At 68.7% G+C, this 25,558-nt stretch carries 20 protein-coding genes; 9 read left to right on the forward strand and 11 right to left on the reverse strand.

The window, feature by feature from the left end:
* Nucleotides 1-3,110, reverse strand: a 3,110-nt coding sequence (locus ABTZ94_RS22655; RefSeq protein WP_351202870.1) for an NAD-glutamate dehydrogenase domain-containing protein, incomplete at its 3' end; no start/stop codon positions are given.
* 390 nt (nucleotides 3,111-3,500) lie between these two features.
* Between ABTZ94_RS22655 and ABTZ94_RS22660 the strand changes: the two genes are divergently transcribed.
* Entirely contained in the window at nucleotides 3,501-4,070 is a 570-nt protein-coding gene (locus ABTZ94_RS22660; RefSeq protein ID WP_351202871.1) for a DJ-1/PfpI family protein, read from the forward strand.
* Between the two features lie 40 nt (nucleotides 4,071-4,110).
* Here ABTZ94_RS22660 and ABTZ94_RS22665 read toward each other — a convergent pair whose 3' ends face one another.
* The gene (locus tag ABTZ94_RS22665) at nucleotides 4,111-4,782 is read right to left on the reverse strand and encodes an HAD family hydrolase (RefSeq protein ID WP_351202872.1); all 672 of its coding nucleotides are present in this window, start codon (nucleotides 4,780-4,782) and stop codon (nucleotides 4,111-4,113) included.
* Between the two features lie 87 nt (nucleotides 4,783-4,869).
* Nucleotides 4,870-5,376: a DUF6912 family protein gene (locus ABTZ94_RS22670; RefSeq protein WP_351202873.1), complete on the reverse strand. Its 507-nt coding sequence runs from the start codon at nucleotides 5,374-5,376 to the stop codon at nucleotides 4,870-4,872.
* 291 nt (nucleotides 5,377-5,667) lie between these two features.
* Here ABTZ94_RS22670 and ABTZ94_RS22675 point away from each other — a divergent pair, with 291 nt between their 5' ends.
* Nucleotides 5,668-6,096, forward strand: coding sequence for an Rv3235 family protein (locus ABTZ94_RS22675; RefSeq protein ID WP_114244834.1), 429 nt, complete (start codon nucleotides 5,668-5,670; stop codon nucleotides 6,094-6,096).
* 368 nt (nucleotides 6,097-6,464) lie between these two features.
* Here the strand turns inward: ABTZ94_RS22675 and secA are convergent, their stop codons facing one another.
* Nucleotides 6,465-9,284 carry a preprotein translocase subunit SecA gene (gene secA, locus ABTZ94_RS22680; protein WP_351202874.1) on the reverse strand — a complete coding sequence of 940 codons (2,820 nt, stop codon included), beginning with the start codon at nucleotides 9,282-9,284 and terminating at the stop codon, nucleotides 6,465-6,467.
* A 238-nt stretch (nucleotides 9,285-9,522) separates the two neighbouring features.
* On the opposite strand from secA, the gene ABTZ94_RS22685 reads away from it, so the two are divergent.
* Complete coding sequence (locus tag ABTZ94_RS22685; protein WP_351202875.1) at nucleotides 9,523-10,098, forward strand: GNAT family N-acetyltransferase; 576 nt, start codon at nucleotides 9,523-9,525, stop codon at nucleotides 10,096-10,098.
* A 69-nt stretch (nucleotides 10,099-10,167) separates the two neighbouring features.
* Nucleotides 10,168-11,343 carry a winged helix-turn-helix domain-containing protein gene (locus tag ABTZ94_RS22690; protein ID WP_351202876.1) on the forward strand — a complete coding sequence of 392 codons (1,176 nt, stop codon included), beginning with the start codon at nucleotides 10,168-10,170 and terminating at the stop codon, nucleotides 11,341-11,343.
* Between the two features lie 58 nt (nucleotides 11,344-11,401).
* Here the strand turns inward: ABTZ94_RS22690 and ABTZ94_RS22695 are convergent, their stop codons facing one another.
* The 7 genes from ABTZ94_RS22695 to mtnA form a co-directional block, all read right to left on the reverse strand.
* Nucleotides 11,402-12,151, reverse strand: coding sequence for a response regulator (locus ABTZ94_RS22695; RefSeq protein ID WP_351202877.1), 750 nt, complete (start codon nucleotides 12,149-12,151; stop codon nucleotides 11,402-11,404).
* Nucleotides 12,152-12,335: 184 nt separating this feature from the next.
* Complete coding sequence (gene hpf, locus ABTZ94_RS22700; protein ID WP_351202878.1) at nucleotides 12,336-13,025, reverse strand: ribosome hibernation-promoting factor, HPF/YfiA family; 690 nt, start codon at nucleotides 13,023-13,025, stop codon at nucleotides 12,336-12,338.
* Nucleotides 13,026-13,326: 301 nt separating this feature from the next.
* Entirely contained in the window at nucleotides 13,327-14,073 is a 747-nt protein-coding gene (locus ABTZ94_RS22705; protein ID WP_351202879.1) for a ComF family protein, read from the reverse strand.
* A 71-nt stretch (nucleotides 14,074-14,144) separates the two neighbouring features.
* The gene (locus tag ABTZ94_RS22710) at nucleotides 14,145-16,010 is read right to left on the reverse strand and encodes an LpqB family beta-propeller domain-containing protein (protein ID WP_351202880.1); all 1,866 of its coding nucleotides are present in this window, start codon (nucleotides 16,008-16,010) and stop codon (nucleotides 14,145-14,147) included.
* Complete coding sequence (gene mtrB, locus ABTZ94_RS22715) at nucleotides 16,000-18,024, reverse strand: MtrAB system histidine kinase MtrB (RefSeq protein WP_351202881.1); 2,025 nt, start codon at nucleotides 18,022-18,024, stop codon at nucleotides 16,000-16,002. Before mtrB ends, ABTZ94_RS22710 begins: the two co-directional genes overlap by 11 nt.
* The gene (mtrA, locus tag ABTZ94_RS22720; RefSeq protein WP_187438793.1) at nucleotides 18,024-18,713 is read right to left on the reverse strand and encodes a two-component system response regulator MtrA; all 690 of its coding nucleotides are present in this window, start codon (nucleotides 18,711-18,713) and stop codon (nucleotides 18,024-18,026) included. The genes mtrB and mtrA overlap by 1 nt, the downstream gene beginning before the upstream one ends.
* 4 nt (nucleotides 18,714-18,717) lie before the next feature.
* Entirely contained in the window at nucleotides 18,718-19,863 is a 1,146-nt protein-coding gene (gene mtnA / locus ABTZ94_RS22725; protein ID WP_351202882.1) for an S-methyl-5-thioribose-1-phosphate isomerase, read from the reverse strand.
* Between the two features lie 140 nt (nucleotides 19,864-20,003).
* On the opposite strand from mtnA, the gene ABTZ94_RS22730 reads away from it, so the two are divergent.
* The 5 genes from ABTZ94_RS22730 to ABTZ94_RS22750 are packed head-to-tail and all read left to right on the forward strand — an operon-like array spanning nucleotide 20,004 to nucleotide 25,445.
* Nucleotides 20,004-21,233, forward strand: coding sequence for a DUF7847 domain-containing protein (locus ABTZ94_RS22730; RefSeq protein ID WP_351202883.1), 1,230 nt, complete (start codon nucleotides 20,004-20,006; stop codon nucleotides 21,231-21,233).
* A gap of 4 nt (nucleotides 21,234-21,237) precedes the next feature.
* Entirely contained in the window at nucleotides 21,238-21,927 is a 690-nt protein-coding gene (locus ABTZ94_RS22735; protein WP_351202884.1) for a DUF4129 domain-containing protein, read from the forward strand.
* The gene (locus ABTZ94_RS22740) at nucleotides 21,924-23,126 is read left to right on the forward strand and encodes a DUF4350 domain-containing protein (RefSeq protein ID WP_351202885.1); all 1,203 of its coding nucleotides are present in this window, start codon (nucleotides 21,924-21,926) and stop codon (nucleotides 23,124-23,126) included. Before ABTZ94_RS22735 ends, ABTZ94_RS22740 begins: the two co-directional genes overlap by 4 nt.
* Nucleotides 23,123-24,124 carry an AAA family ATPase gene (locus ABTZ94_RS22745; protein ID WP_351202886.1) on the forward strand — a complete coding sequence of 334 codons (1,002 nt, stop codon included), beginning with the start codon at nucleotides 23,123-23,125 and terminating at the stop codon, nucleotides 24,122-24,124. Before ABTZ94_RS22740 ends, ABTZ94_RS22745 begins: the two co-directional genes overlap by 4 nt.
* Nucleotides 24,125-24,134: 10 nt before the next feature.
* Nucleotides 24,135-25,445, forward strand: coding sequence for a DUF58 domain-containing protein (locus ABTZ94_RS22750; RefSeq protein ID WP_351202887.1), 1,311 nt, complete (start codon nucleotides 24,135-24,137; stop codon nucleotides 25,443-25,445).
* Nucleotides 25,446-25,558: the final 113 nt, after the last annotated feature.

Genomic DNA, 25,558 nt, shown 5'->3' on the forward strand with positions numbered 1-25,558 from the left:
GTACGCAGTTCCCGACGGTCGGCGAACCGACTGCCCGGCCGACCGGTGGCTATGAACCGGTAGAAGACCACAGTGAAGCCGTACGAGACGGCGACCTCGTTGGCGATGTCGGAGAACTTCGCGGTGCCCTTGTCGGCGGCGACGACCAGGTAGGTGTCGTCCTCGTCGTGACGGACGACGTCCCTGGGCGGCACGACCTCGCCGGCCACCATGTTGTCGGTGATGTCGAGCAGCGCCGAGATGAAGGTGCGGTAGGAGGCGATGCCCTCGGCCATCCAGGCGTCACGGTCGACGGCCGGGTCCGGGAGCTGCTTGGCGACGAAGCCGCCCTTGGCACCGACCGGCACGATGACAGTGTTCTTCACCATCTGCGCCTTGACCAGGCCGAGGATCTCCGTACGGAAGTCCTCGCGCCGGTCCGACCAGCGCAGACCGCCTCGGGCGACCTTGCCGAAGCGCAGGTGCACGCCCTCGACGCGCGGCGAGTAGACCCAGATCTCGAACGCGGGGCGGGGCGCCGGCAGGTCCGGGATGGACTGCGGGTCGAACTTCATCGAGACGTAACTGTGCGGCTTGTCGCCGTCCGTCATCTGGCCCCTGTTGTCGCTTCCCTCGCTTGCGCTCTGGAAGAAGTTGGTGCGCAGGGTGGCCTTGATGACAGTGAGGAAGGACCGCAGGATCCGGTCCTCGTCGAGCGAGGCGACCTGGTCCAGGGCCCCCTCCAGCTCCTCGAGGAGCCCGTCGGTCAGCTCCGTACCGGCCCGCTGGCGCTCGGGCGACATCCGCGCCTCGAAGAGCGAGACCAGCAGCCGGGTGGTGTGGACGTTGTTGCGGAGAGTGCTCTCCATGTAGTCCTGGCTGAAGGTCGACCCGGCCTGGCGCAGGTACTTCGCGTAGGCGCGCAGCACCATCGCCTGCCGCCAGTTCAGACCGGCGCCCAGTACGAGCGAGTTGAAGCCGTCGTTCTCCGCCTCACCCATCCACACAGCGGCGAAGGCGTCCTGGAACCGGTCGCGGGCGTCGTCGGCGAGGTAGTTGCCGCTGCCGTTGGTCTGCGGCATCCGCAGACCGAAGTCGTAGATCCAGGCGTGGGTACGGTCCGCGCAGCGCAGCTCGTACGGACGCTCGTCGACGACCTCGACACCCAGTCGCTGGAGCGCCGGGAGCACGGCGGAGAGGGAGACCTGCTCGCCGGTCCGGTAGATCTTGAAGCGGCGCTCGCCGGGGCCGGCGCCGACCGGCTCGTACAGGCTGAGGGCGAAGTCCTTCTCGTCCTTCTTGAGGGCCTCCAGGTGGACCAGGTCGGCCACGGCGGCGCGTGGCGTGTGGTCGGCCTTGTAGCCCTCGGGGAACGAGTGGCCGTATTGGCGCAGCAGCTCGGCGGCGCGCTCCTCGCCGCACTCGGCGCCCAGCGCCTCCTGGAAGCCATCGGCCCAGGAGCGGGCTGCCTCGACGAGCCGGGCCTCGATGCGGTCGGCCTCGGCGTCGGTGAGGTCGGGCAGCTCGGTGCCGGGTGCGACCCGGACGACGAAGTGCAGCCGGGAGAGGATCGACTCGGTGTTCCAGGCGGTGAAGTCGACGCTGATGCCGCCCAGTTCCTCCTTGAGGATGTCGATCAGGCGGAGGCGTACACCAGTGGTGTAGCGGTCGCGCGGCAGGTAGACGATCGCGGAGTAGTAGCGCCCGTACTCGTCCTGGCGCAGGTAGAGCCGCAGCCGACGGCGCTCCTGGAGGTACAGCACGGAGGTGACGACGGAGCGCAGCTGGTCGACGGGCGTCTGGAAGAGTTCGTCGCGCGGGTACGTCTCCAGGATCTGCAGCAGGTCGCGGCCGTCGTGGCTGTTGGGCGAGAAGCCCGCTCCCTCCAGCACCTCGGCGACCTTGCGGCGGATGACGGGCACCCGGCGCACGGACTCCGTGTAGGCGGCGGACGAGAACAGCCCGAGGAAGCGGCGCTCGCCGATGACATTGCCGTCGGCGTCGAACTTCTTCACGCCGACGTAGTCGAGGTAGCTGGGGCGGTGGACGGTCGCCCGGCTGTTGGCCTTGGTGAGGATGAGGAGCTTGCGCTCGCGGGCCTTGGCCCGGGCGTCGGCGGGCAGCCGGTCGAAGGACGGGCTGACGGGGTGCGCCTCGTCGACACTGTGGTGCGGGTCGGAGCGCAGGATGCCGAGGCCGGTGCCGGGGACGGCGGCCAGCGCGTCGGTGTCCCTCAGCTCGTACTCGCGGTAGCCGAGGAAGGTGAAGTGGTCGGCGGCGAGCCAGCGCAGCAGCTCCCTGGCCTCGTTCACCTCTTCGTCGGCGAGGTCGTCGAGCGGCTCGCCGGGCAGGTCGTCGGCCATGCGCAGTGCGGCGTCGCGCATCTTCTCCCAGTCCTCGACGGTCTCCCGTACGTCGGACAGCACCCGCAGCAGATCGGTGGCAATCTGCTGGAGGTCGGAGCGGTCGGTCTCGCGGTCGATCTCGACGTGGATCCAGGACTCGACGAGCGCGTCGTGCGGCAGCTCGGTCCCGGCGGCCTTGGCACCCTTGGCGTTCTTGGCACCCTTGGCGTTCTTGGCACCCTTGGCGTTCTTGCGGTCCTGCGGGCTCGTCGAGATGCCGTTGCCCTCGGCGAGGACCTCAATGAGCTTGCCGGTGACGTCACGGCGTACGACGACCTGCGGGTGGATCACGACATGGATGCCGCGCCCCTGCCGGGACAGCTCATTGGTGACGGAGTCGACCAGGAACGGCATGTCGTCGGTGACGACCTCGACCACGGAGTGGCTGCATGTCCAGCCGTTCTCCTCGACGGTCGGGGTGTGCACCCGGACGTTCGCCGTTCCCTGCGGGCGTGTCTCCGCGAGCCGGTAGTGGGAGGAGGCGGCGCCGAAGACGTCCACGGGGTCGCGGCCCTCGATGTCCTCCGGAGCGGTGTGCAGGTAGTAGCGCTGGAGGTAGGCGAGGAGTACGTCCTGCCCGGGACGCTCCTGGTCGGCCCCGGCGGCCGCAACACGTACCCGGGAGGTACCGCCCGGGCCACCGACACCACCGCCCGGGCTGTTGTCAGCTACCTTGGCGGCCCGTACGAGCAGCTCGGCCTTGGCTTCGTCCAGCTTGGTCTGCATGTCCTCTGGCTCCTGTCGCGCGCCGTTGCGTGACGTAGGTGAAAAAGACGACGTACCGCCACGACACGGGGTTTCCGGTCTGAGTCGACGCTATGCCGCTATGAGAGATGCCCGCGACCATATTGGCCATTTTTGACCGTCGGCCCGGGCTGTGAGGATCAGTGATGGCCCGGGTGCTGTGGCACTCCGGGCGCAGGCCGGGGGCTTCGCTGCCCCCGAGGCGTATCGCGCTGATCACGGGGTCCAGGCTATCTCGCCCGCCCCCGTAACCGTCACGAGCCGTATGTGTATAAAAGATGGCCCCGAAGTTTGACACTCTGGACAGCGCGCCGGCCCGCATTGCCGCACTCTGGTAGACGGAACAGGCCGACGAACCGTGGGAGCCCCGCCATGGCACCGAAGATCCTGATCGTCACCGGCGACGCCGCCGAGTCGCTGGAAGTCCTCTATCCCTACCAGCGGCTGCGCGAGGAGGGTTACGACGTCCATATCGCGGCCCCCGCCCGCAAGACGCTCCGCCTCGTGATCCACGACTTCGAGCCCGGCTTCGACACGTACACCGAGAAGCCCGGCTACACCTGGCCCGCCGACCTGGCCTTCTCCGAGGTCGACCCCGGAGACTACGTGGCCCTGGTCGTCCCGGGCGGCCGGGCCCCCGAGTATCTGCGCAACGACGCCGAGCTGCGCAAGATCCTCAAGGCCTTCTTCGATTCGGACCGGCCGGTGGCCCAGATCTGCCACGGCCCGCTGATGACGGCGGCGGTCGGCGCACTGGTCGGCCGGCACGTCACCGCGTACCCCGCGCTGGAGCTCGACATGCAGGCGGCGGGCGCCGTCTTCGAGGACCACGAGGCGGTGGTCGACGGCACCCTGATCTCGTCCCGTGCGTGGCCGGACCACTCGGCGTGGATGCGCGAATTCCTGAGGGTGCTCCGCACAAAGGCCCCGGTAACCACCTGACGGCGTTTACGAGAGACCGAGCCCCACTCAGTTTCCCTCCCTATCCAGCCATCCGCTCGGCGAGGTCGGCGGCCTCGGCCAGGCTGTCGACCACCGGCACCCCGGCCGCCTCCAGACTGGCTCTGCTGTGCGATCCGCCGGTGTAGAGCACGGCCTTCGCACCGACATGGGCGGCGGCCACGGCGTCGTCCGCCGCATCGCCGATGACCACCGTGTGCTCCGGGGATACGCCGTCCAGCGCGGCGATGTGCCGCTCCATGTGTCGCGCCTTGCTTCCGCCGGACGGCCCGGTGCGCCCGTCGACGCGTATGAAGTGCCGCTCGATGCCGTATCCCCGGACCACGGGGACCAGCTGGTCGTGTCCGTACATGCTCAGGAGGGACTGACTGCGCCCGGCCAGCTGCCACTGCACGAGAAGCTCCTCGGCACCTTCGGTGAGCCCGCAGGCGGCCCGCTGCTCCGTGTAGTGCCGGTGAAATATCCCGTCCATCCGCTCCCACTCGGCCTCCGTGGGCAGCCGGCCCATCAGCCGTTCGTAGAAGCGGGGGATCGGGACGCAGTACATCTCGCGGTACTGCTCCACTGTGATCGGCTCCAGGCCGACCTCACCGAACGCGGCGTTGGTCGCGCCGACGACTGCGGCGTTGTCGTCGAGCAGTGTGCCGTTCCAGTCCCAGACCAGATGCGTGCGGTGCTTGCGATGCGTCCCCATGCCTAAGAAAGTACCCGCCGGGTCCGACATCCGTTCCGGCAGCGGGGGGCAACATCCGCACCGCCCCTCTCCCTCTTCCCTTCCCCCTCATCCGATCAGATTCGGAATCTCCTGAATGCCGAACCAAAGCAGCTCGTGGTCCTCGGCGCCGTCCACCGTGAACTGAGCGTCGCCGTCACCGAGGTCCGCCGCGCCCAGCGCAGCCGCGGCGGCCGCGACGTCCTTCTCCGAGTCGTCCGCGTCGACATGCACAGCGGCGGCCTCGGTCAGCGCCACGGAGGACGCGATCCGCACCTCGCCGAGCGACGACGAGTCGAGGCTGCGGTCCGGGTCGGCCACGGCCGCGCCGTCCGGTACGTCGACGGCGACGACGACCCGCCGACGGGCCGCGTCGGGGTTCCCGGCGATCAGACGCAGCGAGGCCGAAGCGGCCCGGTTGAGCGCTGCGTACTCCAGCTCTTCGATGTCGTCGGAGACGTACCACTCGCGCAGTCCAGGGGTCACCGCATAGGCGGTCAGCGGACCGGGACCGATCTCGCCCGCCTTGTGCGCCGCTGCGAGACCGGGGAGCGTCAGGGGGACGTACACGCGCATGGCTGGCCGCTTTCGTAGTCGGGAACGCCCTCAGGATACGTGCGACGTCCCTCTTTGGGGTTACGTGCACCACTGCTGCCCCGTCCACCCCGCAACCGCCTCTCACCCTCCCCAAGCCTTCCTCGCACCCCGCACAGCACCGGGTGCATCACCCGGATAGGTGATTCCTCCCGATCACGTTCAGCGCCACACCGGCGCTTGCGACCACCTCCACCGTCGCCGTAGAAGATCCACAGCAGAAGTTACCGCCCGGTATTCGGCCGGGCCTCTGAAGCACGGGGGCGATGAGCGATGAGCACGAACAGGACCCGGCCCACCGGACGACACGACCAGCGCAGGCCCGAGTCCGTACCACCGCAACGAGCAAGGACCCCCCGACGTGTCCGCCCCCACCACTGGTTCGCCGAGCGCCTCCTGGCGGTCCTCAGCGGCCAGCGACCGGTGCACTGGATGCTCGGACACACCATCGGCGAGGCATACGACCAACTGGCCGAGCTGGCCCCCCGCACCCCCCTCAGGGCCCGCGGCGCCCGCCCGGTCATCCGCATGTGCCACGGCGCCCAGCCGGCTCCGGGCGTGGTGGAGGCCTGCGCGAGCATCGCAGCGGGCGAACAGGTGAGGGCCATGGCCTTCCGCCTGGAACAGGGCACAGACCTCCGCTGGCGCTGCGCAGCAGTAGAGCTGGGCGACGAGCACCTACAGGCAACGCCCACCCGATAAGCGCCCGGCCAAGGACCTCCCATCCCCGCAGACGCGCGAGCAGCAGGCCAGGAGGAAGCCCCGCGTACCACCAAAGACCCCACCCCACCCACGCCCCGCGCTCCCAGCCCCTCCGGCGTTCGAGGAGCAGGGGTTCTGTCCCGGACCCCTGCTTCGGGAAGGGGCGGGGAGGGGACAGTCCCGCGCAGGGCACACGACCCACACCAAGGACACCAACCCACCCACGCGCCCCGTGCCCCACGGCCCGAGGCCGTGGGGCCACACCGGACGCCCCGCACCAGGGGCCCAGAACAAGCCGGGGCCGGCCACCCAAAAGGTGCCCGACCCCGGCCAGAATTCCACCAGCGCCAACAGCGCCGGCGCCACCGCTACTTCTTGCGGCGCCGCCCACCCCCACCGCTCTTCTGCGCCTTGCGCCGCTCCGCGCGAGTCAGCCCGTCGGACTCGGACGGGACGCCACCGTCGCCGTTGGAGAAGTCGCCCTCGACGACCCCGCCCTCCCCGTCCACCGTGGGAGCGGAGAAGTGCAGCCGGTCCGGACGCTGCGGAGCGTCGAGCCCCTTGGCCCGGATCTCCGGACGCGCCGCCGGCACGAGGTCCTCCTTGGCGAGCGAGGTCCGCTCGGCCTCGTCCTGCACCGGAACCTCCTCGACCTGCTGCTCGACCTGGACCTCCAGGTTGAACAGGTAGCCGACGGACTCCTCCTTGATGCCCTCCATCATGGCGTTGAACATGTCGAAGCCCTCGCGCTGGTACTCGACCAGCGGGTCCTTCTGCGCCATGGCGCGGAGGCCGATGCCCTCCTGGAGGTAGTCCATCTCGTAGAGGTGCTCACGCCACTTGCGGTCCAGGACGGACAGCACCACACGCCGCTCCAGCTCACGCATGATGTCCGAGCCGAGCTGCTTCTCGCGCGCGTCGTACTGCTCGTGGATGTCGTCCTTGATGGACTCACCAATGAACTCGGCGGTGATCCCGGCCCGGTCGCCGGCCGCCTCCTCCAGCTCATCCACGGTGACCTTCACCGGGTAGAGCTGCTTGAACGCACCCCACAGCCGGTCCAGGTCCCACTCCTCGGCGAAGCCCTCGGCGGTTTCCTGGCGGATGTAGTCGTCGATCGTGTCGTCCATGAAGTGGCGGATCTGGTCCTGCAGATCCTCACCTTCCAGGACCCGGCGACGCTCGCCGTAGATGACCTCGCGCTGTCGGTTGAGCACCTCGTCGTACTTCAGGACGTTCTTACGCGTCTCGAAGTTCTGCTGCTCGACCTGCGACTGGGCCGACGCGATCGCCCGCGTCACCATCTTGTTCTCGATCGGCACATCGTCCGGCACATTGGCCATCGACATGACGCGCTCGACCATCTGGGCCTTGAACAGCCGCATCAGATCGTCGCCGAGCGACAGATAGAAGCGGGACTCGCCCGGGTCGCCCTGACGGCCGGAACGACCGCGCAGCTGGTTGTCGATACGCCGCGACTCATGCCGCTCGGTGCCCAGGACGTAGAGCCCGCCGAGGTCCTTGACCTCTTCGAACTCCGCCTTCACAGCCTGCTCGGCCTTCTCCAGCGCGGCGGGCAGTGCGGCCGCCCACTCCTCGACATGATCGACAGGGTCGAGGCCGAGCTGGCGCAGCTCCGCCTCGGCGAGGTCGTCGGGGTTGCCGCCGAGCTTGATGTCGGTGCCTCGTCCGGCCATGTTCGTCGCGACCGTGACCGCGCCCTTGCGGCCGGCCTGGGCGACGATCGTCGCCTCACGGTCGTGCTGCTTGGCGTTGAGCACCTCGTGCTGGACACCGCGCTTGGAGAGCTGCTGCGAGAGGTACTCGGACTTCTCGACCGAGGTGGTGCCGACCAGGATCGGCTGGCCCTTCTCGTGCTTCTCGGCGATGTCGTCGACGACCGCGGCGAACTTCGCGACCTCGGTGCGGTAGATCAGGTCCGACTGGTCGGCACGGACCATCGGCCGGTTCGTCGGGATCGGCACCACACCGAGCTTGTAGATCTGGTGGAACTCGGCGGCCTCGGTCATCGCCGTACCGGTCATGCCGGAGAGCTTGCTGTAGAGGCGGAAGAAGTTCTGCAGGGTGATCGTGGCGAGCGTCTGGTTCTCGTCCTTGATGTCCACCCCTTCCTTCGCCTCGATCGCCTGATGCATGCCCTCGTTGTAGCGGCGGCCGGCGAGGATACGGCCGGTGTGCTCGTCGACGATCATGACTTCGCCGTCGATGACGACGTAGTCCTTGTCCTTCTTGAAGAGTTCCTTGGCCTTGATGGCGTTGTTGAGGTACCCGACGAGGGGGGTGTTCACCGACTCGTAGAGGTTCTCGATGCCGAGCCAGTCCTCGACCTTCGAGACGCCGGGCTCATGGATGGCGACGGTCCGCTTCTTCTCGTCGACCTCGTAGTCGCCGGTCTCCTCGATGCCCTTGAGCGGGTTGCCCGCCTCGCCCTTGGTCAGGCGAGTGACCAGCTTGGCGAAGTCGCCGTACCACTTGGTGGCCTGGTCGGCCGGACCGGAGATGATCAGCGGCGTACGGGCCTCGTCGACGAGGATCGAGTCGACCTCGTCGACCACGGCGAAGTTGTGGCCGCGCTGGACGAGCTCGTCCGCGGACCACGCCATGTTGTCGCGGAGGTAGTCGAAGCCGAACTCGTTGTTCGTGCCGTACGTGATGTCGCAGGCGTACTGCTCACGACGCTGGACCGGCGTCATGTTGGCGATGATGCAGCCGACGGACAGGCCGAGGAACTTGTGGACCCGGCCCATCATTTCGGAGTCACGCTCGGCCAGATAGTCATTGACCGTGATCAGGTGCACGCCCTTGCCGGAGAGTGCGTTGAGATACGCCGGCAGGGTGCCGACCAGGGTCTTGCCCTCGCCGGTCTTCATCTCGGCCACATAGCCGAGGTGCAGGGCTGCGCCGCCCATCATCTGGACGTCGTAGTGGCGCTGTCCGAGGACCCGCTTGGCGGCCTCACGGACGGTTGCGAATGCCTCGGGGAGCAGGTCGTCCAGGCTCTCGCCGTCCGCGTACCGTTCCTTGTACTCGTCGGTGAGCGCCCGCAGCTCGGCGTCGGAGAGGTTGACGAAGTCCTCTTCGATGGAGCTGACCTGGTCCGCGATGCGGTGCAGTTTGCGCAGGATCTTGCCTTCGCCTGCACGCATGAGCTTGTTGAAGACGGACACTGAGGCTGGTCTCCTTGCCGGTCGGGCCTGGCACTGGGTCGTGTATGGACTCTGGCGCGGGCACGGCAGGTGGGCCCCACCGCAACGGCCATCGTAAGCGAGGACGCCCCCGCGCCGGGAGGGCTGCCGCCGCGTCGGCTCCGTCATCCCTTCCAAGTCAACGGCCGGGAGGCTCCGAAGGTGCCGGGAAGTCCGAAAAGTGTTCGCTTCACGGTCGGCATCCCACCAGAATCCGCACATGGAGCCGATCACCCTCACCACCGAGCGTCTGCTGCTGCGCCCTTTCACAATCGGCGACGTGGACGAGGTCCACGCCGCTTGTCAGGACCCGGACATCCAACGCTGGACAGTCGTGCCCTCGCCGTACAGCCGCGCCGACGCGGAGCTCTTCGTGGGAGAGCTGTCCCCCGGCGGCTGGCGCGACGACTCCATGTACAACTTCGCGGTGGTCCTGCGCGAGGGCGGGGCCCTGGCCGGCGCGCTCGGCATCCATCGCCGCAATCCACCGGGTACGTACGAGGTGGGGTTCTGGACCGCCAAGGAGCACCGGGGCCGCGGCTGTATGACGGAGGCGGTGCTGTCCGCCGCCCGCTGGACCTTCACCTCGCTCGGCGGTGACCGGCTGGAATGGCGGGCCGAGGTCGGCAACGTCCCCTCGCGTGCCGTGGCGCTGCGGACGGGATTCCGGATGGAGGGCGAGCAGCGGTCGGGGCTGCTCAACAAGGGCGTCCGGCGCGACGCGTGGGTGGGTTCGCTGCTCCCGTCCGATCTCGGCCTGCCAGGCACCCATGCCTATCTGCCCGCCACCACCTGACTCACCGGCCTCATGCCGTCGCGGGGAACTCCACGACGGATGTCAGTGCCTCCCTCTAATGTGCGAGGCATGACGTCTGTGCCGCCTCCTGCCGCCGAACTCTCCGCCGACCAGGCGCGCAGGATCGCTCTGCGCGCCCAGGGCTTCCTGGGCGCGCCGGCCCGCCGGGCCGGGGTTCCAGGTGTGCTGCGGCATCTCGGTGCCGTACAGCTCGACACGATCTCGGTTCTCGCGCGTTCACACGAACTGATTCCGTACGCGCGCCTCGGCGCGGTCGGCCGACGCACGGTCGAGGAGGCGTACTGGTCGGGTGGCCGTACCTTCGAGTACTGGTCGCACGCGGCCTGCATCCTGCCAGTCGAGGAGTGGCCACATTTCGCGTTCCGCCGCCGCGCCTACCGCTCGCGCCCCCACTGGCACCATGACCTGCCGGACGGTGCCTACGAGACGGTGATCAAGCAGCTGCGCACCGAGGGCCCGCTGACTGCGACAGAGCTGGGCGGCGCGAAGAACGGCGGGGAGTGGTGGGACTGGTCGGAGTCGAAGGTCGCCGTCGAGCGCGCCTTGATGTACGGCGAGGTGGTGTGCACCGAGCGGCGCAGCTGGAAGCGGGTGTACGACCTCGCCGAGCGTGCCCTGCCCGATGCCGTGCTGCACGACGATCTGGACGACACGGAGTGCCTGCGACGGCTGGTCGCGCTCGCGGGGCAGTCCCTGGGGGTCGGCACCCGCGCGGACATCGCGGACTACCACCGGCTCAAGGGTGAACAGTTCGACGCGGTGGTGGCGGACTCCGGTCTGGTGCCGGTGACGGTGCAGGGCTGGGCGAAGCCGGCCTGGGCGGACCCGGCGGCGCTGGCTACGGAGCCGCGCGGGCGGCACCGTACCACCCTGTTGTCGCCGTTCGACTCGCTGGTCTGGGAGCGGGCACGCACCGAGCGGATCTTCGGTTTCACCCATCGTCTGGAGGCCTACGTCCCCAAACCAAAGCGGATACACGGTTACTTCGCGATGCCGCTGCTGACGGGCGGAAAGCTGCAGGGCCGCGTCGATCCGGCACGCGAGGGCAGCACGCTGGTCGCCCGCCAGGTGTCCCTGGAGGGCAGGAAGGCCGTGGCTCCGATGGCCGAGGCGCTGCTGGAGGCCGCGTCCTGGGTCGGTTGTACGGATGTCCGGCTGGAGCGGGTCGATGCGCCGGAGCTGCGCGGGCCGCTGGCTCAGGAAATCGCCCGCGCTCTGGCGTGAGCGCGCATTCCCGTCCCTTTACCCGGCGTCGTCCTGTCCGGTCCCGTCACGGGACCGGTCATCTGATCTCCAGGATCTTCTCCCGCATGGCGTAGACCACGGCTTCCATCCTGGAGTGCAGCTGCAACTTCTCCAGAATGTTGCGGACGTGGTTCTTCACCGTGTTCTCGGAAATGAACAGTTCCTTCGCGATATCGCGGTTGTTCATGCCCGTAGCAACCAGTTTCAGGACTTCGAGCTCCCGGTCGGTGAGCCGCGGCGCCGGCACCAGCCTGCGCTCGTCGGTCCGCTGGATCATCGACTTGAACTCGGTGAGCAGTTTCGACGCCATGGAGGGGCTGATCTGGGACTGCCCGTCGGCGACCGCGCGAATCGCGGTGGCCACCTCGTCCGTGGAGATCTCCTTGAGGAGATAGCCGGTGGCACCCGCCTTGATCGCGTCGTAGAGGTCGGCCTCCTCGTCGCTGATCGTCAGCATGATGATCTTCGCGCTGGGGGCCACCTCCTTGATCGACGTGCAGGCCTCGATGCCGCCGCGCTTGGGCATCCGTACATCCATCAGCACGATGTCGGGCAGCAGATCGGCCGCCTTGTCGACCGCCTCCGCCCCATCAGCCGCCTCGCCGACGACCTGGATGTCCTCCTCCTGGGCGAGGACGATCTCCAGACCTCTTCGGAAGAGCGCGTGGTCGTCCACCACGAGGACCCGGATCGGCTCCTTGCAGGAACCGCTGTCCGCGTCCGCCCCGGTATCGGCAGCGCGGTCGGCATCTTTCGCATCGCGCACGGGCCCGAAGGTGTCCGCCATCGTTCCTCCCCCTGAAGGCCATGGCCTGAAGTTCACAACTGTCCGCCAACGGCAGTTCACAGACCACCGGTTGGCTTGGGACGACATGATTTCATGCCTGGACGTCGGAGCGGTGATCCTGTGGCCGCACACGGGTGCCCCTGGGGGCGCACAGGCGCTCCAGGGGCACCACAGAAGGGTGGCGTCAGCCGCCGAGCGCACCGCCCGCGCCGCCCGCTTCGTCGGCGGCCAGCGGATCGGTCCTCAGGTGGATGACACCGTAGTCATAGGCGTGCCGTCGGTAGACGACACTGGGTTCCTTCGTTTCGGAGTCGACGAACAGATAGAAGTCGTGCCCGACCAGCTCCATTTCGTAGAGCGCCTGATCGAGCGACATCGGTGCGGCAACGTGCGTCTTCTCGCGCATCACCAGCGGGCCCTCGCCCTGTACCTCCAGCGAGCCGAACCTGGTGGTGGGTACGGACTGAGCCGCCTCGCTGCCGACCAGATCGCCCTCGCCGTTGAACGATGCCGCGCCCGGCACGGTCTCGGCGACTTCGGCAGCGGGAATCCGGCCGTTGCCACGACGGCTGTAGCGCTTGTCGTGCTGCTTTCGCAGCCGCGCCTCCAGCTTGCCGGTGGCCAGGTCCAGCGCTGCGTACGGGTCGCCTGCGGCCGCTTCCGCCCGGATGACCGGCCCACGCGAGCGGAGCGTGATCTCCACCCGGTCGGAACGGTCGGCCTGACGGGGGTTCGGCTCCTTGGACACCTCGACGTCGAGGCTGATCACCTTGCCGTCGAACTTCTGGATCTTGTCCAGCTTCAGCTTCTCGGCCACGTGCTTGCGGAACCGCTCGGGCACCTCGGTCTTGCGGCCCTTGACGACGATGTCCACGCAGAACTCCGTTCCCGGATCACTCCGCTCATGGGCGGAGCATCTCCCTTTTGCACCAGGCCCCGGTGATAACCGGAGCCGCGGACTCGGTGACTTCCACCTCCTCCTCCCCCATCGGCAAGGTCTCCACCCCACCGAATTTTCTGCTTCTGGACTGTGGGTGAGTGCCTGCCCGAAACCTGGTGGTGCATTCATCGAGGTCTGGCATTCACCATTCCTCACAACCGAACATAGCCTGCCCGGCCGGATGTCGGCACCCGCTACTCGCACGTACCTCCGTTCAGGTCTTTTCACCCACTTACTACCTGCAACGATGCAAGCTCACTGGCAGTTCCGGTTTTTCGAAGGCCGACGGAGATGCTGCGACAACGGCCGCCTGCCCGCTGCCGGACGGGGCACCCTTGTGCCCGTCCGCTGTCCCGATCGCCCGGGCTGCCTCGGCCAGCGAGGCGCCGGTCGTCAAAAGGTCGTCCACCAGCACCACCCGTCCGGCCGCAAGCAGTCGTTCGCCCCCGGTCACGACCTCCAGCGCCCCGGCAAGATTCGCCTGCCTCTGCCGAGCTCCCAGCCCCGCCTGATCGGCCACTGGTCGCCGCTGCCGAAGCACTCCGACCACTCGGGCCCGGGTACCTCCGCGGCGCAACTCGCCCGCGGCAGCCAGCGCGATCCGACGCATCGGATCATGTCCCCGCGCCGCCACGGCCCGCCGCGCCGACGGCACGGGCACGAGCAGCAGAGGCCCGACAGTGCCCGTCTGCCCCGTCCCGGCCCGTACAGCCCCCGCCAGCGCCTTGCCGAGAGCCCCCGCCAGCCCCAGCGCGCCCCGCTCCTTATGGGCCAGGAGCACCGCACGTACCGCGTTCTCGTACGCGGCGGCTGCATGCACCACCGGGAGCCCCAAGGGCTCCGGCACGGGCCTCACCCTGCGCGGTACCCCGCCGTACAGCTCCGAACGGCATTCCTCGCACAGTTCGATACGCGGCGTGCCGCAGCCACCGCAGGACACCGGCAGGACCAGTCCGGAGATCTCCCGCCACCATCCCCGCATAACTCCACTGTGCCCTCCCCGAGGGGACCGGGCCACCCCTGTGGAAAACGCGGAAGCGGCGTTGCGGGATCTCAGCCCGGGTAGACCAGCGCCGAGCCTTCCTTGACCACCGTCTGCCAGTTGTCACCCGGCGACAGCTTCACTATTCCGTCGCTCGATGTGACCGCCATCAGCGGCAACTGCTCGTCGTCCGCCGCCGCGACCGACGACACCTGGTTCACACCGGGCAGAACACCCGATGCGGGCGTCGAACCGTCCGCCTGCACATAGCGCACCTGCTGCACGCCGTCCTGCTCCTTGCCGACCACCACGAGACGGCTCCGGCCCGACCACGACATCGCCGTCACATCCGTCAGCTGTGGTGCGGCCTGTCGCAGCTCCACCACCGAGACCTTCTGTTCCGTCTCCGGCCCGCGCCGCTCGATCCGGCCGATCTTCAACGTGTTGTGGCCGTCCTGTCTCACCAAAAGCGCGATCCGTACTCCGTCCGCGGACATCCGCAGCGCCTCGATGCGCCCGCCGTCCAGGCTCGGCACGCTGACCTCCTGCGGCTTGCCGGCACCACCGGCCAGCCTCAGCAATCTGGGGTTGTCAGGATCCCGGTCGGCCACCCAGAGGTCGCCCCGGCCGTCCCAGCTCGGTACCGACAGGCGGTTCTTCCGGTTCTGGGCGTTGCTGGTCACCGCAGCCGCAGGAAGCTCGCCGTCCGAGACGATGGACGACACGTAGAGGGCCGCCTCGTCGCGCGTGACCGCCGCCGCCAACTGCTCGTCCCGGGCCACACCGACCGACCCCATCTGCCCCGGCCCGTCGCCGAGCGGACCGGCCACCACCTCCGGGGTGCCACTGCCCTTGGTACTGCCGGGAATTCGTTCCACGTGCCCCTCGTCATCGACGAAGTACTGGCTGTCCGGCCCGCTCGACGAACCGTCAGGGGCGAACTCCTCCGCCTGGTCCGTCCCGAGGACGCACAGCGGGGAGCCGTCGGAGCGCTGCAATTCGACCTGCTCGACCCGTGCGGACGTCAGGTCCCGCAGGGTGTAGAGGACCTGTGAGGCCATCATGCGGCAGGCGCGCTGTCCGACGCCGTCCGCCTTCTTGTCGAGCGGGACCTTCAGTACGTTGCGGTCGTCGAGGGCCAGCGTGGTGACGCCCTTTTTCAGCGCCGTACCGGCGGGGAAGCGGGAGTCGACCACCGGCCGCAACCAACTGGTCGGCCCTGCCAGGAGGCTGCGGACCGCCTGTGTCACGGTGTCCATCCCCGTGACAGGGTCCGTACGGCTTCGGAGATAGACGGGGTCGGCAACCAAGGTCGATTGCTCCGACGCCCGCCCCGCCGCGAAGTAGTACTTGTCTACAGAGCGGTAGAGACGCTTGAAGTCCGACTGTCCGAGCAGAAGGCCGTCCGACACGAAGTCGATGCGCCACTCCTTGCCCGACGGCCCGTTCTCCTTCACCAGATGCAGGCTCTGGTCGTAGTCCGTGGGCGCGAGCGGCTGATAGGCATTCTGGGCGTCGACCGTTGCCACCTTCTCACCTGTCAGGGTGTAGGTGATCTCCGTGGCGCCGGGGTCGTTGTCGCGGAACGGGCGGTCGCTCCGGCTCGGCGCCTTGGTGAGCACCGTCGTGAACGCGCTCGGCTTCCAGGTACTGGCTGCCTTCCTTGTCAGGTACTTGCGAGTCGTCCTGAAGTCCGAGTCATCACTGGTCATGGACTCCAGGAAGCCGTCGACGACCTCGTTGGGGGTGGCGTTGTCGCGCGGCGCCACGGCATACACCTGCACCTGGGAGTCACCGGGCTGCGAGGCGTCGACTGCCTTGACATCCCCGGTGACGGGCATCGAGCCGCACGCGGACAGCAGCACGACACCGCATCCGAACAGCGCGAACAGCCCCAGCACGCCTCCATGGCCGTCCTTACGACGGTCAGCGCCCACGATTCGTGTCCCCCCGCTCCGGGTCCTGCACTGCAGAGTCGAAATCGCCACCCGGCCGGTCCTCGGCGGCGCGCGCGACCACCCGTGCGCCGCTCCCCGGCAGGGCCGCCGGGTGCACCGAGGCCGGCGCCGTCCGGGAGACCACGGGGGTGCGCGAGGGCACGGGCAGCGCGGACCGGTCGTTGCCACCGGGCTGGGTCGGCACTGCCGTCAGCCGGTGCTCGCTCCCGGTCGTGGAAGTGGCCGGGGCTCGCTCCCGGTCCTCCCGGTTGCGCCGGGAGTCCTCGGGTTCCAGCGGTATCGGCGAACCGCGCAGCGGTTCGTCCGCCGTGCGCGGCAGTGTCAGCCGGAACTGCGAACCACCGCCCGGCTCGCCCCATGCCTGTAGCCAGCCGCCGTGCAGCCGGGCGTCCTCCACGGCGATGGACAGTCCGAGTCCGGTGCCGCCGGTCGTCCGTGCGCGAGCCGGGTCGGCCCGCCAGAAACGGTTGAACACCCGCGTCGCCTCGCCGGGCTTGAGCCCCACGCCGTAGTCCCGGACGGCCACGGCGACCGCGCCTCCGGCCACCCCCATCCGCACCACGACGTCCCTGCCCTCGCCGTGCTCGACGGCGTTGACCACAAGGTTACGCAGGACGCGCTCGACCCGCCGCGCGTCGGCCTCCGCGATCACCGGCTGCTCGTCGCCGACCACCCGGATCCGGGTGCCCTTGCGCTCGGCCAGCGGCTCGGCCCCGCCGATCACCCGTCGTACGACCTGCCGCAGATCTATCGGCTCGGCCTCCAGCGCGGCGGCGCCCGCGTCGAACCGGCTGATTTCCAGTAGATCGGAGAGCAGCGACTCGAACCGGTCGAGCTGATCCCCGAGCAGCTCCGCGGAGCGCGCCGTCACAGGATCGAAGTCGCTGCGGGCCTCATGGATGACATCGGCGGCCATCCGTACGGTCGTCAGGGGTGTCCGCAGCTCGTGGGAGACGTCGGAGACGAAACGCCGCTGCATCCGGGACAGCTCCTCCAACTGCTGGATCTTCAGCTGCAGGTTCTGCGCCATCTTGTTGAAGGCCTCACCGAGCCGTGCGATGTCGTCCTCGCCGGTGACCTTCATCCGTTCCTGGAGCCTGCCTGCGGAGAGCCGCTCGGCGATGCCCGCTGCCATCCGTACGGGCGTGACGACCTGTCGCACCACGAACCAGGCGATGGCCCCGAGCAGCACGACCACGAACAGTCCCGCAGTCGCCAGCGTGCCCTTGATCAGCGTCAAGGACTTCTCCTCCTGCGTCAGCGGGAAGAGGTAGTAGAGCTGGTACGGATTGTGGTCGATGTCGTAGAGCCGCTTGCCCACGACAAGTCCGGGCTGCGGCTCCTGTCCGTTCGCGTACTGGATCAGGGAGTACGCCTGAAACGCCCCCGGGCCCTTGTTCACGGAGTCCCGCAGGTTCTGCGGAATGCTCGCCGCCTCCACACTGCCCGAGCCTCGCGGCGCACGGGTGCCCTCGTCGGCGCTGAGCGCCACCACGTTGAAGGCGTTCTTGCCTCCACTGGCGAGCTGATCGACAAGCTCGGTCCGCCAGGAATTGTTGGCCGAGGTGCCGTCCACCGCGTCGCCGCCCTGCCCACCGGGGGTCAGCGGGGCGTTCGCCTTCTCCTGGGCCGCCGCGAAACCGCCGGCGGCCTGGGTCTGGGCAGCCTTGCCCTTCGCCTCGAGCAGGCCGTTGCGCACCTGCCCGATCACGACCAGACCGAGGAGCAGCACCACACCGAGCGACATGAGCAGCGTGCCCGCGACGACCCGCAGCTGGAGGTTGCGTCGCCAAAGCCGCACGGCGGGCAGCAGCGGACGCCGTACCCAGCGCATCAGCAGTCTCGGCACGGGGCCGCCGGGCGCCCGGTCGTGGAACAACCGGCCGCCCTGCAGCAGGCGTCCGACCTGGGACGCCTTGTGTCCTGGAGCAGCAGCCCGCTCCGCACGGGCTCCCGGCTCCCCGGGCTGCGGAGCAGCGCTACTCAGGGGCATCAGCTCGGCCCGGCCTTGTAACCGACGCCTCGGACGGTCACCACGATCTCGGGCCGCTCCGGGTCCTTTTCTACCTTGGAGCGCAGGCGCTGGACATGCACATTCACCAGCCGGGTGTCGGCGGCGTGGCGGTATCCCCAGACCTGCTCCAGCAGTACCTCACGAGTGAAGACCTGCCACGGTTTACGGGCAAGTGCGACCAGCAGGTCGAATTCCAGCGGGGTGAGGGCGATCGACTGTCCCTCCCGCTTCACCGAGTGACCGGCGACATCGATGACCAGATCTCCGATGGCCAGCTGCTCCGGCGCCGGTTCCTCGGACCTCCGCAGACGTGCCCTGATCCGGGCAACCAACTCCTTAGGTTTGAACGGCTTGACGATGTAGTCGTCGGCCCCGGACTCCAGGCCCACCACCACGTCAACCGTGTCGCTCTTGGCAGTGAGCATGACGATCGGCACACCCGACTCGGCCCTGATCAGCCTGCAGACCTCGATGCCATCCCTACCGGGCAGCATCAGATCCAGCAGGACCAGGTCCGGCTTGGCCTCACGAAATGCGGCAAGTGCCTTGTCGCCGTCCGCTACGAACGACGGCTCGAACCCTTCACCACGCAGCACAATCCCGAGCATCTCGGCCAGTGCGGTGTCGTCGTCGACGACAAGGACGCGTCCCTTCATAATCGACATCATCCCATTAGCTAATCGTTACCTGCGATGATCTGGCACACAGCTCTGCCAGTCCGACCCCTGTGACCGGGGAAACTGCGCCCTCCTCCGTGACGATCGCCGTGACCAGCTCCGGCGGTGTGATGTCGAACGCGGGGTTGTACGCCGGGGTTCCCACCGGTGCCACGAGCAATCCGCCGACACCCCCGCCTGCCACCCCGACCTCCGGGGATGTGAGCTCTGTCACTTCACTCCCCGGCCGCTGTTCCACAGTGATCGATGCCCCGTCCGCGGTGTCCAGATCCACGGTCGTGGTCGGCGCCACCACGATGAACGGTACGTGGTGGTACTTCGCGAGCACAGCCAGCGGATAGCTCCCCACCTTGTTCGCCACCGATCCGTCCGCGGCAATGCGGTCCGCCCCGATGAGCACGGCATCCACCTCCCCTGCGGCGAACAGCGAACCTGCGGCGTTGTCCGTGAGCAAGCTGTACGGCATGCCATTGCGCGCAGCCTCGTACGCGGTCAGCCGGGCACCCTGCAGCAGCGGACGCGTCTCGTCCACCCACAGCCGGCGCAGCCGCCCTTCCCGGTGCGCCCCGAGTGCCACCGCGAAGGCAGTGCCCTCACCACCCGAGACGAGCGCCCCCGTATTGCAGTGGGTCAGCAGTCGGTGCCCGCCACCAGGCAGCAGTTCGTCCAGAAGGGCAAGCCCGTACCGCGCCATACGCCCACTGGCCTCGGCATCCTCCCGGTGCAGCGCCCTGGCCTCGGCCAGCGCCACCGCCGCAGCCCGCTCCGGATCCGCCCCCTTCTCCACGGCCGCCCGGTACGCCCCAGCAGCCCGCCGCACCCCGTAGCCGAGGTTCACCGCGGTGGGCCGCGCCCGCTCCAGCAACTCTGCGGCCTCCACCACGTCGTCTCCCCGTACCGCTGCCAGGGCGACGCCATAGGCCCCTGCGATGCCCAGCAGCGGCGCCCCGCGCACCGCCAGCGTTCGGATCGCCTGCACCAGCGCGGGCACATCGGTGCACACCAGCTCGGCCTCCTCGGCAGGCAGCCGAGTCTGGTCGAGGAGTACCAGCACGGGGCCTTCCGGAAGCTCGTCCCAGCAAAGCACGGGAAGCGCGGGAGGCTCGATGTCCACCGGCGATTGCGCGTCCTGATCAGCCATCCGCCCAGTCTGCCCGGTAAACCACCCACAAATGAAGATACGAAGGAGATACAGCGCCAGGCCCGTACCGGAGCAACGCGTGGCACGATGGCTGCCAACCTGCCGCCCCGATGAGCGGACAGGATCGTGAAGGAGCGAGAATGAACGACACTCCGGGCTGGGCCTCGCCCGGATCTGCCCCCTCCGAAGGTCAGGGGGCGGGGATCCCCCGGCCTTCCGAGCCCGTCGACGCCAGCGGCCCTGCAGGGAACTGGTCTCCCGCGCAGCCGCCCGCAGGGCAGTGGTCCCCACCGAGCACTCCGAGCACAGGTCCCGGCGCACCGCCCCCCGCACCCGGTTGGGGCGGCGGACCTCAGGGCCCTGGCTGGGGAGGCGCGCCGCACGGCTCCGGCTGGGGGCAGTCGCCGGTCGCGGCCAAGCCCGGTGTCATCCCGCTCCGGCCACTCGGTGTCGGCGAGATCCTCGACGGCGCAGTTTCCACGATGCGGGCCCACTGGCGCACGGTCCTCGGTATCACGCTGACCGTGTCCGTGATCGCCCAGATCGCGATCATCCTCGTGCAACGCTATGTGCTGCCGGAACCCGCGGTGATCGACCCGAATGCCACTGGCTCGGAGGCACTCCGGCAAACCGCCGACTCGGTTCAGTCGGCACTGGTCAGCAGTGTGCCGTCCCTGCTCATCACCATGATCGCCACGCTGATCACGACATCCGTACTGACCGTGGTGATCAGCCGCTCGGTGCTGGGCCGCCCGGTGACGCTCTCCGACGCATGGGGCGAGGCCCGGCCCCGGCTTGCTCAGCTGCTGGGTCTGACACTGCTGCTCGCCCTGATCAGCGCCGCCATCATGACGGTGGGCCTGCTGCCGGGCATGCTGGTCGGCTCCGCCGCAGGCGCCGGGCTCGTCGTCATCGGATTCCTGGCCGCGTTCGCTGTCGTCATCTGGCTGATGGTCCGCTTCTGTCTCGCCTCGCCGGCACTGATGCTGGAGCGGCAATCGATCACGACCTCCATGCGCCGCTCCGCGAAGCTGGTCAGGGGCGCCTGGTGGCGGACCTTCGGCATCCTGGCGCTCACCGGGCTGTTGACTCTCATCGTGAGCGTGATCATCGCCATCCCGTTCAGCGTCATTGCGATGGCTGTGGACGGCGGCGGTATCGGCTCCTTCCTCACGGACGGCTCCATGGACTTCGGCTGGCCGTTCCTGATCGTCTCCGGCATCGGTCAGGTGATCACTGCAACGATCACCTACCCCTTCTCCGCTGGTGTGATGGCCCTGCTCTACATCGATCAGCGCATCCGCCGCGAGGCACTCGACCTCGAGCTCGCCCGGGCAGCGGGCCTGCCCGGATACGACACCAGGAGCTGATGCCGTGTCGGGGGCGGGGGGCACAACAGCAGCACGGCTACTCATCCACGCGAGCAGTGACATCCCCGTGGACACTCCACGTGTCCCTGCCCGCGAGGCCGCGAAGCACGAACTGTCCAAACCGATGTACCACGAGAACGATCCCAGCCTCTTCCAGCGCGGCCTCGACCGCCTCTGGGGCTGGATCGGCGATCTCCTGAACGCGGCCTCCGGCGCCGCACCAGGGGGCCCACTCGGTCTTGTCGTGCTCGTGCTCGTGCTCATCGGCCTGGTCGCCGCACTCTGGTGGAGGCTGGGCACCCCGTACCGCACTGTGCGTTCCGCGGACGCCCTCTTCGACGACAGCCCCCGCAGCGCGGCCGAACATCGTACGGCCGCCGAAGCCCACGCCGCCGCCCACCGCTGGACCGAGGCGGTCCAGGAGCGCATGCGTGCCATCGTCCGTTCCCTTGAGGAGCGCGCCCTGCTCGCCCCCCGCCCCGGGCGCACCGCCGACGAGGCCGCCGCCGAAGCGGGCCGTCCACTGCCCGCACACGCCCGGCGACTCCACGCCGCCGCCAGAGAATTCGACGATGTCACATACGGCGGCCGCACCGCGGGCCAGCAGGCGTATCTGGACGTACGAGCTCTGGACCTCGATCTCGAAACCGCCAAGCCTCTCCTGACAGCCGCGGCCCAGGGAGCAGCCGAATGACCGAGGTCACCCCCGCCCCCACCTCGGCATCCCTCGCCCCGCACCAGCTCTGGATCCGCACCCGCGGTCTGCTGCTCGCCCTCCTTGTACTCGTCGCTGCCGGAATCACTCTGGCAACCGTGCGCTCCGGTGACCAGCACGGTCGCCTCGACCCCCGTTCCGCCGACCGCCACGGCAGCCGGGCCGTCGCCGAACTCCTCAAGGAGCGTGGCGTCTCCGTTCACGTGGTCACCACGCTCGACGAGGCCACAGCCCAGGTCGGCCCCGAAACCACGCTGCTCGTCACCTCCCCCGATCTGTTGACACCGCACCAGCAGAGCGAACTCCGTGCCACGACCGACCACTCGGCCGGCCGCACCGTCCTTCTCGCGGCGGGCCCCCCGTCCGTGGGCACGCTGGCCCCCGGTGTCCGCGCGGAGTCCGCCGGACCAGTAGCCACCCGCGCCCCTCAGTGCTCCCTGCCCGCCGCCCGCAACGCCGGCGATGTCGAAACGGGAGGCTTCCACTACGCCTCGGACGGCCCCGAAACCATCGCCTGCTTCCCGAGCGACGGCCTCCCCACCCTGCTCCTGGTCGAACAGGGCACGGGTGACACCGTTCTCCTCGGTTCCCCCGACCTTCTCCACAACGAACGGCTCGGAAACCAGGGCAATGCCTCCCTGGCCCTGCAACTCCTCGGTTCCCGCCCACATCTGGTCTGGTACCTCCCCTCGCTCACTGACATCTCTGCTGCCGCCGAGAACGGCGGGGACGGCTCCCACGACGACCGCAGCTTCGTCGACCTGATCCCCCGGGGCTGGCTGTGGGGCACCCTGCAACTCGCACTCGCCGCCGTGCTGGCCGCCATCTGGCGCGCCCGTCGTCTGGGCCCGCTGGTGGTCGAGCGGCTGCCCGTGGCCATCCGGGCCTCCGAATCCACTGAGGGCCGAGCCCGCCTCTATCGCAGGGCGAACGCCCGTGACCGGGCCGCCGACTCACTGCGCGCCGCCACCCGCACCCGCATCGCCCCACTCATCGGCGTCTCCCCACACGATGCCCACTCCCCCACAACACTCGTCCCTGCCGTTTCCGTCCGTCTCAGCACCACCGACAGCGACCTCCAAGCCCTGCTCTTCGGACCCGCCCCGTCCGACGACGCCGCTCTTGTACACCTGGCAGACCAACTCGACACCCTCGAAAGAGAGGTACGCACCTCATGAGCGCCCCGCCCCCAGTGCCCGCCGGGACTACCGAGACCGTCGGGAACGGCGGCACAGCCCGCGCATCCCTGGAAGCGCTGCGTTCCGAGATCGCCAAGGCCGTGGTCGGCCAGGACCCGGCAGTCACCGGGCTCGTCGTCGCCCTTCTCTGCCGAGGCCATGTCCTTCTCGAAGGCGTCCCCGGCGTGGCCAAGACCCTCTTGGTCCGGGCTCTCGCGGCCTCACTCGAACTCGACACCAAGCGTGTCCAGTTCACCCCCGACCTGATGCCGAGCGACGTCACTGGCTCACTGGTCTACGACGCCCGCACGGCAGAATTCTCCTTCCAGCCCGGCCCTGTCTTCACCAACCTGCTTCTCGCCGACGAGATCAACCGGACCCCTCCCAAGACGCAGTCCTCCCTCCTGGAAGCGATGGAAGAGCGCCAGGTCACCGTCGACGGAACCCCTCGGCTACTGCCCGAGCCCTTCCTCGTTGCCGCGACGCAGAATCCCGTCGAATACGAGGGCACGTACCCGCTACCCGAGGCCCAACTGGACCGGTTTCTCCTCAAACTGACGGTGCCGTTGCCGTCCCGCGACGAGGAGATCAACGTACTCACCCGTCATTCCGACGGCTTCAATCCGCGCGACCTCAAGTCAGCGGGCATCCGCCCCGTCGCCGGCCCAGCCGATCTGGAAGCCGCCCGCAACGCAGTCGCCCAGACCAAGGTCTCCCCCGAGATCGCCGGCTACGTCGTCGATATCTGTCGTGCCACGCGTGAATCCCCCTCGCTCTCCCTCGGCGTTTCTCCCCGAGGCGCCACCGCTCTGTTGTCGACCGCCCGTGCCTGGGCCTGGCTCACCGGCCGTGACTACGTCATTCCGGATGACGTGAAAGCCCTGGCGCTCCCCACGCTTCGCCATCGGATCCAACTGCGGCCCGAGGCGGAAATGGAGGGAGTCACCGCGGACTCCGTCATCACCGCAGTCCTCGCCCACGTCCCCGTACCCCGATGAGGCGGTGACCGTGGCCCTCACCGGACGTACCGCCTTGCTGGCCGCCCTGGGGTCACTCCCCGTAGGCATCCTGGCCCCTAGCTGGACAGGCATGCTCGCGGTCAACGCACCGTTGTCTCTAGCAATTCTGTGCGACTACGCCCTGGCCGCGCCAGTGCGAACGCTTCAGTTCACCCGATCCGGTGACACAACCGTTCGACTTGGTGAGGCAGCCCAAGTACAACTCACCGTAACCAATCCTTCCCGTCGCCGCCTGCGGGCACACCTCCGCGACGCCTGGCCACCCAGCAGCTGGCCCACCGGCACGGAGCAGGCCTCATCTCGTCACACGCTGACGATCCCGGCGGGGGAACGCCGTCGGCTGACCACGTTCCTACGACCGACACGGCGCGGTGACCGCCGAGCCGAACGCGTCACTGTGCGCTCGTTCGGACCTCTGGGGCTTGCGGCCCGCCAGGGGAATCACGAAGTCCCATGGACAGTACGTGTCCTGCCCCCCTTCACCAGCCGCAAGCATCTGCCGTCCCGTCTCGCCAGGCTCCGCGAGTTGGACGGCCGCACCAGCGTCCTCACTCGTGGAGCGGGCACGGAGTTCGACAGCCTGCGTGCCTACGCGCCCGGTGACGACACGCGGTCCATCGACTGGCGGGCCACAGCACGTCAGTCCGCCGTCGCGGTGCGAACATGGCGCCCCGAGCGGGACCGTCACATCCTCGTCGTCCTGGACACCGGCCGCACTTCGGCGGGTCGCGTCGGTGACGTGCCCCGTCTCGACGCCGCTCTGGACGCGGCCCTGCTTCTCACAGCGCTTGCCACTCGTGCGGGCGACCGCGTCGATCTGCTCGCCTACGACCGCCGCATCCGCGCTCAGGTCCAGGGCAGGCCCGCGGGAGAAGTCCTGTCGGCCATGGTGAATGCACTGGCGCCGATCGAACCCGCACTCGTGGAAACGGATGCCCGGGGTCTCAGCGCTGCCGTGCTTGCCGGCGCTCCTCGTCGCTCCCTGATCGTGCTCCTCACCGGTCTGGACGCGGCCCCCGTGGAAGAGGGCCTGCTCCCTGTCCTCCGCAGACTGACCCAGCGCCACACGGTGCTGGTGGCTTCAGTGGCCGACCCACACATCGAACAGATGGCAGGAGCCAGGGGCACCGTGGACGCGATCTACGAGGCCGCAGCCAGCGCACAGGCCCAAGCGAGGAGGCTCCGCACCGCAGAGCAGCTTCAGCGCCACGGCGCGGTCGTCATCGATGCCACACCGGACAACCTCGCCCCGGCTCTCGCCGACGCCTACCTGGCTCTCAAGGGAGCGGGACGCCTCTGACCCATCGTTCACGTCAAAGAATTCACCCGTCGGGAAGGATCCTCCCGACGGACCGTGAACGCAGGAAAGCCCCGCACCAGAGGTGCGGGGCTTTCCCGGAATAATTGTTCGGC

Origin of the sequence: Streptomyces sp. NPDC002785 (assembly GCF_040295565.1) — a bacterium.
Taxonomy (GTDB): Bacteria; Actinomycetota; Actinomycetes; order Streptomycetales; family Streptomycetaceae; genus Streptomyces.

Coding starts and splice junctions, on each gene's coding strand:
- ABTZ94_RS22660 (WP_351202871.1), top strand. CDS start 3,501: ATGGCACCGAAGATCCTGATCGTCACCGGCGACGCCGCCGAGTCGCTG.
- ABTZ94_RS22665 (WP_351202872.1), bottom strand. CDS start 4,782: ATGGGGACGCATCGCAAGCACCGCACGCATCTGGTCTGGGACTGGAAC.
- ABTZ94_RS22670 (WP_351202873.1), bottom strand. CDS start 5,376: ATGCGCGTGTACGTCCCCCTGACGCTCCCCGGTCTCGCAGCGGCGCAC.
- ABTZ94_RS22675 (WP_114244834.1), top strand. CDS start 5,668: ATGAGCACGAACAGGACCCGGCCCACCGGACGACACGACCAGCGCAGG.
- ABTZ94_RS22685 (WP_351202875.1), top strand. CDS start 9,523: ATGGAGCCGATCACCCTCACCACCGAGCGTCTGCTGCTGCGCCCTTTC.
- ABTZ94_RS22690 (WP_351202876.1), top strand. CDS start 10,168: ATGACGTCTGTGCCGCCTCCTGCCGCCGAACTCTCCGCCGACCAGGCG.
- ABTZ94_RS22695 (WP_351202877.1), bottom strand. CDS start 12,151: ATGGCGGACACCTTCGGGCCCGTGCGCGATGCGAAAGATGCCGACCGC.
- ABTZ94_RS22705 (WP_351202879.1), bottom strand. CDS start 14,073: ATGCGGGGATGGTGGCGGGAGATCTCCGGACTGGTCCTGCCGGTGTCC.
- mtrB (WP_351202881.1), bottom strand. CDS start 18,024: ATGCCCCTGAGTAGCGCTGCTCCGCAGCCCGGGGAGCCGGGAGCCCGT.
- mtrA (WP_187438793.1), bottom strand. CDS start 18,713: ATGATGTCGATTATGAAGGGACGCGTCCTTGTCGTCGACGACGACACC.
- mtnA (WP_351202882.1), bottom strand. CDS start 19,863: ATGGCTGATCAGGACGCGCAATCGCCGGTGGACATCGAGCCTCCCGCG.
- ABTZ94_RS22730 (WP_351202883.1), top strand. CDS start 20,004: ATGAACGACACTCCGGGCTGGGCCTCGCCCGGATCTGCCCCCTCCGAA.
- ABTZ94_RS22740 (WP_351202885.1), top strand. CDS start 21,924: ATGACCGAGGTCACCCCCGCCCCCACCTCGGCATCCCTCGCCCCGCAC.
- ABTZ94_RS22745 (WP_351202886.1), top strand. CDS start 23,123: ATGAGCGCCCCGCCCCCAGTGCCCGCCGGGACTACCGAGACCGTCGGG.